This window comes from Maribellus luteus (assembly GCF_003576475.1).
Classification (GTDB): domain Bacteria; phylum Bacteroidota; class Bacteroidia; order Bacteroidales; family Prolixibacteraceae; genus Draconibacterium; species Draconibacterium luteum.
In genome coordinates, this window is record NZ_QWGR01000154.1 from 1 (window position 1) to 603 (window position 603).

A 603-nucleotide genomic window follows, 5' to 3' on the forward strand; every position below is an offset into this window, starting at 1 on the left:
GCGGCGACGGACCGGCTGGAGGCGGCCCTGCGCGCCTGCGCAGCGCCCGTGTGGCTGGTGTCGAACGAGGTGGGGCAGGGGATCGTGCCGGACAACGCCCTGGCCCGCCGCTTCCGCGACGAGGCCGGCCGCCTGCGCAGCCTGGCGGCGCGGGCGGGACGCGACGAGGCCGACGACATCGTCCACGACGCGGTGGTCAAGACCCTCGAGGCCGGCCGGCGCACCGAGATCCTGGAGCCGGTGCGTTTTCTGTTCCGGGTCACGCGCAACACCGTGGTGGACCGTCTCCGGTCGCGGGTCCGGCGCGGCCGGGTTCTGGAGTACGGTCTGGAGGACGACGCGGCGGTCGCCGATCCGTCGGCGGGGGGCGAGCGGGCCCTGATCGCCTCGCAACGCCTGGCCAGGGCCCTGGCCATCGTCGGGCGCATGCCGCCGCGCCGGCGCGAGGCCTTCATCCTGTGCCGCATCGACGAGTTGACCTACGCCGAGGCGGCGCGCCGCATGGGCGTCAGCGTGCACGCGGTGGAGAAACACATCTCGGCGGCGATGACACAGCTCTTGAACGAAATGGATTCCGACCCGAATAACCGGGGGGGCGGCGGA

General features: G+C 73.5%; 1 protein-coding gene. It reads left to right on the forward strand.

All coding sequences use genetic code 11. From position 1 onward, the window contains the following. On the forward strand, positions 1-603 hold a 603-nt coding region (locus tag D1614_RS24330; RefSeq protein WP_119440511.1), incomplete at both ends, for a bifunctional adenosylcobinamide kinase/adenosylcobinamide-phosphate guanylyltransferase.